This window comes from Mesorhizobium sp. M7A.F.Ca.US.005.03.2.1 (assembly GCF_003997795.1).
Lineage (GTDB): Bacteria > Pseudomonadota > Alphaproteobacteria > Rhizobiales > Rhizobiaceae > Mesorhizobium > Mesorhizobium ciceri.
The window spans coordinates 1-875 of record NZ_RZRP01001397.1; the positions used below are offsets into that span (position 1 = coordinate 1).

An 875-nucleotide genomic window follows, 5' to 3' on the forward strand; every position below is an offset into this window, starting at 1 on the left:
GGGCAAGGTCGTGCCGCATCTGCGGCCCGATTTCCGCATCCGCATTGCGGGCCACATGCCTTCGGGCGTCGCGTCGAAGCACCCGGGTGTCGAATTTGTCGGCCGCGTGCCCGACGCGCAAGCTTTCGTGCGCGGTGCTGCCGTCATCCCGCTGATCAGCACCGCCGGCAGCGGTGTCCAGTTGAAGACCATCGAAACCTTCGAGCTCGGCCTGCCTTCGGTCGCCACCAGCCGTTCGTTGCGCGGCATCGACCACCGTCCTTCCAATTGCGTCGTCACCGACGATCCCGTTGCCTTCGCCAGGGCGCTCGAGGCTGCGGCGGCCGACATCCGCGACGTTGACGGCAGCGCGTTCCGGGGCTCGCAGGTCAAGGCGCTCGACGCTGCCATCCGGCTCGGCCTCGAAAAGCTCGCCCCTCTCAGGCAGGAGGCGTTTGCATGAACATGCATTCCGCCCGCGCCGCTTTCGGGCTCGACACGCTGAAGACGATCCTTGGCATCCCGGTGGTTGCGGTCCGCTGGAACGATGCCATCGCCCTGCTGAACCGGTTGATTGCCGAGCGGCGCTTCACCAAGGTCAGTTTCCTCAACGCCCACAACGCCAACATCGCCTATACCGACCCGGTGTTCGCCGAAGCACTCGATGATTTCCTCATCCTGCCCGACGGCATCGGCATCGATCTGGCGGCGAGGCTCCTCTACGGGGCGCCGTTTCCCGACAATCTCAATGGTACCGATTTCGTCCCGGCCTTCCTGCAGGCCTCGACGACGCCGCTGACCGTCGGGCTGCTCGGCGCGACGCGCGTCAACGCCGAAGCGGCGTCGGTCAAGCTGGCGGCACTGGCCGTGCAGCACCGGTTCGTGGTGATCCATGA

At 66.2% G+C, this 875-nt stretch carries 2 protein-coding genes; both read left to right on the forward strand.

All coding sequences use genetic code 11. The features are described 5' to 3' along the window. Nucleotides 1–442 (forward strand): glycosyltransferase (locus EN991_RS38050; RefSeq protein WP_127370622.1); only part of this gene is annotated, 442 nt, incomplete at its 5' end. Further along, the coding region (locus EN991_RS38055; RefSeq protein WP_206519357.1) for a WecB/TagA/CpsF family glycosyltransferase at nucleotides 439–875 on the forward strand (437 nt) is incomplete at its 3' end. The genes EN991_RS38050 and EN991_RS38055, both read left to right, overlap by 4 nt.